The sequence below is a fragment of the Pseudomonadota bacterium genome (assembly GCA_010028905.1).
In the GTDB taxonomy this organism is placed as follows: Bacteria; Vulcanimicrobiota; Xenobia; order RGZZ01; family RGZZ01; genus RGZZ01.
In genome coordinates this window covers 1-5,251 of record RGZZ01000358.1, presented here as the reverse complement: position 1 = coordinate 5,251, position 5,251 = coordinate 1, and the positions used below count along the sequence as shown (strand labels likewise).

Here is a 5,251-nt window from a genome sequence, read left to right as displayed (position 1 = left end):
GCATCTCACGGCACCTCCCGGAACACAAGCCGCCGACACGTGCCCACGCGATTGAGCGCCTTGGTGAAGCTACTAGCTTGAAGAAGAGTCGTCTTCTCGATGACCAGCGGAGCCGCTGGATCGAGGCGAAACAATCCCATGGCGTCGGGAACGAGGGCTGGATTGCTCCTCCCCTCGGCGATGACGCCCCCCCGCACGGTCAAACGCTTCTCGGAGAGCGGCCGCAGACGCATGCCCCCTCGCGCAACGATGACGCCCCGAAAGTCTCCGTCCGCATCGATCACCACGTTCCTGGCCATGATCAGCATGCCTTTGTTGCCGGAGTCGAGCTTGCCCCCGCACAGCAGCAGGTTGCCTTTGATGATCAGCGCGCTGTTGTTACCCTCGAGTCCGCGAATGTCGAGATCACCGTCGACGTAGAGCACGCTGTTGTCGAGCTTGATCTTGGAAGGACCGTCCTTGTTTCCTGTCCACAGATCGTCCGTCGCACCGTTCGATTCGACCCCGAAGTGATTGGTGATCGAGTAGCCTATCTGAAAGGCCCCATCGTGCAGATCGATGGTATCTACAAGCACTCTCGAAAGCAGCTCGCCCGCATCGCCGTAGCCAAAGCCGACGGTCTGATTGACCCCTGCAAGCAAGAACCGTATCTTGGCTTCGCCACGATACTGCTTGAGATCGGTCACTTGCACCGGAGGGTCTCCGTGCCAGAACTTGACCCTGGCCTCGAGACTCTTGTCGATGTGCTGATTCAACAGGGCGCCCACGAGATCGCCCACGATGGGAATCTTCAAGACCAGCGCCGACAACCGGCTCAAGCACAGCCATATCTCCACTACCGAAGCGGTGCACTGGGGGCTGATCTCCTGAACCCCCGGCAAGGGACCCAGCGGATGACTGGCATAGGGATCGATGAACACTGACGACTCGAGGCCCATCGCGCGCTGCGCAGGCTCGGGTAGCTGCACCTTGAAGCCTTCACCCCCTGCCGTCTGTTCACCGACCATGGGCTCATCGGCCGCCTGTTCAAGGGGCGGTTGCACCCCGTAGTGAACCCGTCCCGACACGGCGCTCCCATCGGTGACCGAGACCTTGGCCAGTGGGCGCGGTTGGAGGACAGAGATATCACCCTGCACGACAACAGGGGGCTTGCCGGACTTGCCGACAACCACCTCAGAGCGACGGTCATACACGTTGCCGCGCACCGTGGCGCCGTCGCCCAGCTGAATGGAGGGCGTTGCCGCGTACGCCGCGTAGAGCCAGACACGAGAGACGATGGCTTCGAAATGGCGCTTGTCGGTGGCCTTGTCCCAGGTCTCTCCGAGCGCCGTGTTCACCACGAGGCTCACGCTGAACGGCGCGACCGAGGCGCGGGCCGTTCCCTTGTCGGTGTAGCCGGGACACGGCTCGGCGAAGTTGAGGTTGTCGACCGAGAAGTAGTCCGGCCGATCGAAATCGACGTAGGCGCGCAGCGCCCCCTCCATCACGTGCTGGTCGGGGTCCGGGAACAGCGGCAGGGTGCGGAAGCGCTCGCGCATGGCGTCGCTGCCGTACGCCATGTCCGGAAAGTCGCTCACCCCCCAAGGATTCTTCTTCCAGACGCGCTGGTCGAGCTCATAGCACAGCTCGGCCACCACGCCTCGCGCCAGGGCCGACGCTCGGGCCTGGTTCAGGGTCTGGGCCGCCAGGTTGAGCGACACGCTCGACAGGGCTGCGATGGCGAAGCCCACCGTGATGGCGATGGACGACACCAGCAGCACCAGGGCGAGGCTGAATCCGCGCACGCGGAGGCGCAGCGCGCTCATGGCTGGGGCGCCGCATCAACGGAGTCGCCGGCGAGGGCGGTATCCACCGCGGTGGTCAGCGTGCAGGTCTCGGTGTCGTCGCGCACCTCGATCTTCAGCGTGACGGGATTGGTGTGCACTGGCGCTGCAGGGTCGGAGAAGCTCGACGCCAGCGCATCGACGGCCGCCTCGGCCGAGAAGCGGCGAACCGCGCGCGCCAAGGGGCGATCAAGGGGATCGGGAGAGTAGCTCTCGAGTCGCATGACCAGCCCATCGCTGTCGTCGTACTGCAGCGGGCGCTGCCCTACATACAGCGTGTGACGCGCCGCGTCGAGGTAGATGACCTCGTACCGCTGCCAGATGATGGCACCATCTGTTCGCTCGTGGATCTCGCCCTTGTCGTCGACGGCGCTCAAGAAGCTGAGGGCAGAGGCCTCCTCGACCTGGCCGCTCTCGCTATCGGTCGAGAAGTCGGTGCGCACCTGCACCGATTCGACGCACGACGCCTCGAGATCCCGGGCGATGCGGTTAAGGGCGTACAGCGCGGTCTGGTGCACGTGCGAGCGCTTGTTGGCCACGGTCCAGGAACGCAGCCCGGGGATGAGCAGCTCGTAGGTGGCGGTCATGAGCAGGGAGAACAGGAACATGCCCACGACGAGCTCGGCAAGGCTGAAGCCTCGGCGTGGGCGGGTCAGGCCGTAGCTCCATCTGCGCAGGGCGCAGACGATGCCCCCTCCGGGACCGGGCGAAGCGCCGTGGCCAGGGCCGCGGCAGCCACGTCGAGGCGGTCGCGGTTATCGGTATTGATGGCGTCGAGACCCGCGGTGAACGTGGCCTTCACGTCCGGCGCCCAGGCCGCCTTGTCGAAGCCGTGCGTGCCGCGGAAGTCCTTGATGAAGTGGTTGCGCTGGCGATCGAGCTGGTCTTGCAGGCGGATCCAGTCGGCGGCGTGGTCCGTGAGCAGATCGAAGCGGAACGGGGTCTCCCCCGGCACACGCAGCGCGAGCATCTGGGTCACGATGTCGCCCTGACGTGGGCTGAGATCTTCCGGCAGCGCAGGGCGTAGGCCGAGGCCGCACCCGCTGGCCCCCTCGAGGGAACGTGGGCTGAAGGCGTGCGAGGCCCCACGTGAGGCGAAGACCGCCTCCTGCAGGAACTGTCGGGCGAGGTCGTGCATCGTCGGCTCTGGGGTGGGTGCTTCAGGCGTCTGCGTCATTCTCATGTGTTTCTGCAAAAAGGCCGGGGGCGCCTTCCTGCGTCAGGTCACGGGAGGGCGGTTGCGCGTTCGAAGGGCTGTTAACATGCCGGAAACACGGCCGCCACGCAACGTCTGGTATAGTGCTCCTGTGGAGGGCTGTCCACACCGTGACATGCTCGCCTGCCCAACCGAGGCAGATGAGCGCGCCCGCCGACAGCGACAGGAGAGACGCCAGCATGGAGACCTCGCTCATCGGGATTCCGAGCCTCATCCGCTACAACGCCGCGCCCCGCGCGACGGCGCAGCCCGCGGCCGAAGAGTCGGCGAAGCCCGCCGCGCCGAAAGCGCCAGAGAAGCCGAAGGCGGGTGCCGCTGATAGCGCAGCGCAGGCCAAAGAAGGCCAGCAGGGCGACAAGAAGCGCTGGACGTTCCTCTTCTACGTCAACGGCAACAACTTCCTCAGCAAGCAGGCCCCCGCGCAGCTGCGCATGCTCGAGATGACGGGCGGCAGCGACGAGAACATCAACATCGTTGCCCAGGTGGCCCGACAGAAGGGCGGACTCGACAAGCTCACCCACGACTGGAGCGGCGTGCGGCGCTACGAGGTGCCCGCCACCGGCAAGACCCTCGACCAGGCCGAGATGCAGTCTGAGATCCTGCGCGAGCTCATCCCGCCGTACACCCGCGGCATCGAATCGACCCTCAAGGAAGACCTGGGCAAGGCCGATATGGGCAGCGCCCAGACCCTCGAAGACTTCATCGCCTGGGGCATGAAGGAGTACCCCGCCGAGCACTACTGCGTGGTGATGCTGGGGCCGTCGCAGGGCATGAAGGGCATGATGCGCGACGAGACCACGGGCAGCGAGATGACCCCCGATGAGCTCAACAGCGCCCTGGCCGGGGTTGCCGCCAAGACCGGCAACAAGGTCGACGTGCTTGCCTTCGACTCGTCGAACTCGACCCAGGCTGAGACGCTCTACGCCATCAAGGACAACGTGAAGTACGTGGTGGGCAGCGAGGGGCTCGTCTCGGGCACCGGCATGTCGACCCCCTCGGTGATGTTCGAGCTCAAGAAGTCGAACACCGACAAGACCCGCACCCCGGAAGAGGTGGCCCAGACCTTCTCGATGGTGGGCTCGATGGCCGTATCGCAGGCCCAGTTCACCCCCACCATCTCGGCCATCGACATGGCGAAGGTCGGAGGGCTGCGTGACGCGTTCAACGAGCTGGGCGACGCGCTGATCAAGTCTGGCGCCGACAAGGCCCACCTGCGCGAGCTCGTGGCGAACACCCAGGAAGTAGGCATGCCCGGCGTCACCCGCGCCTATGAGGGCGTCAAGGACGCCACGCACTTCGCCAAGCAGCTCCTCCACGACGCAAGCATAACCGACCCCGCTGTGCGGGCCGCTGCCCAGAAGGTGGCCGACTCGGTCGACGCGGCCCTCGTGGGCGAGGCGCACCGTGGCGGCGCCTACCGCAACGCCAACGGCATCTCGGTGTTCATGCCCGACAACTACGGCTTCATCCGCCCCGACACGTTCCCGTACGACAAGGATTTCGACCACAAGTTCAACTACGAGAGCCTGGGCTTCACCCAGGGCAGCGCGTGGCCCAAGTTCCTCGAGACCATCGCCGAAGACGACTTCGCGGGTCGCGCGGGCGCGAAGGTGCTGGGCCAGGGCGGCGTCGACAAGCTCGTGGCCATGCAGCGCCAGTACACGCCCATGGTGGAAGGCCTCGGTGGGCTCGCCTCCAACATCGGCTGGTACGAGGCCTACAACGTGCTGAAGGGTCCAACCGCAGAGCCGGGCAAGGTGCTGTTCATCCCGGGTCCCGCCGCGGCCACCATCGGCATAGTGGGTGGCGTCTATGACGCCGTGAAGGGCGTGACCGCGGGCGTGCAGGCCTACAAGGCCGAGAAGAGCTACGACGCGTTCGTGACCCACGGCCTCGACGTGCTGGGCGGTGCCGCCAAGACCGCGGCCTGCGCGGCCCTGCTGCACCCGGGCGTGGTGCCCTTCGCCCACGCCGCCGGCGTGTTCGGCTTCGCCAAGCCCTGGCTGCAGCAAGCCTACGGCTACTTCGTGCAGTACAAGCAGATCCGCGACTCCATCGCGCTCAGCGACCCGCAGGCCGGTTCCAAGAGCGCGGTGATGGCCGCCCACGTGATGCTCAACAAGAACACGGTGTGGGACAAGTAAACCCGTCCCCTCCAACCTGAATCGCCAGCAGCCAGCCTTCCGCAACCCGCTTGCGGAAGGCTTTCTGT

4 protein-coding genes are annotated in these 5,251 nt (G+C 65.7%); 1 reads left to right on the top strand and 3 read right to left on the bottom strand.

Annotated elements, in window-relative coordinates:
• Positions 1-5 precede the first annotated feature (5 nt).
• From EB084_18975 to EB084_18965, 3 genes are read right to left on the bottom strand one after another with little or no spacing between them, the layout of a single operon-like run.
• The gene (locus EB084_18975; protein NDD30347.1) at positions 6-1,805 is read right to left on the bottom strand and encodes a hypothetical protein; all 1,800 of its coding nucleotides are present in this window, start codon (positions 1,803-1,805) and stop codon (positions 6-8) included.
• Entirely contained in the window at positions 1,802-2,512 is a 711-nt protein-coding gene (locus EB084_18970) for a prepilin-type N-terminal cleavage/methylation domain-containing protein (protein ID NDD30346.1), read from the bottom strand. Before EB084_18970 ends, EB084_18975 begins: the two co-directional genes overlap by 4 nt.
• Complete coding sequence (locus EB084_18965) at positions 2,476-3,000, bottom strand: hypothetical protein (protein ID NDD30345.1); 525 nt, start codon at positions 2,998-3,000, stop codon at positions 2,476-2,478. Before EB084_18965 ends, EB084_18970 begins: the two co-directional genes overlap by 37 nt.
• 179 nt (positions 3,001-3,179) lie before the next feature.
• On the opposite strand from EB084_18965, the gene EB084_18960 reads away from it, so the two are divergent.
• The gene (locus EB084_18960) at positions 3,180-5,183 is read left to right on the top strand and encodes a hypothetical protein (GenBank protein NDD30344.1); all 2,004 of its coding nucleotides are present in this window, start codon (positions 3,180-3,182) and stop codon (positions 5,181-5,183) included.
• The last annotated feature ends 68 nt before the right edge of the window (positions 5,184-5,251 follow it).

Bases quoted from the DNA above. Each gene is read 5' to 3' on its own strand.
- EB084_18975 (NDD30347.1), bottom strand. From the start codon at position 1,805: ATGAGCGCGCTGCGCCTCCGCGTGCGCGGATTCAGCCTCGCCCTGGTG.
- EB084_18965 (NDD30345.1), bottom strand. From the start codon at position 3,000: ATGACGCAGACGCCTGAAGCACCCACCCCAGAGCCGACGATGCACGAC.
- EB084_18960 (NDD30344.1), top strand. From the start codon at position 3,180: ATGAGCGCGCCCGCCGACAGCGACAGGAGAGACGCCAGCATGGAGACC.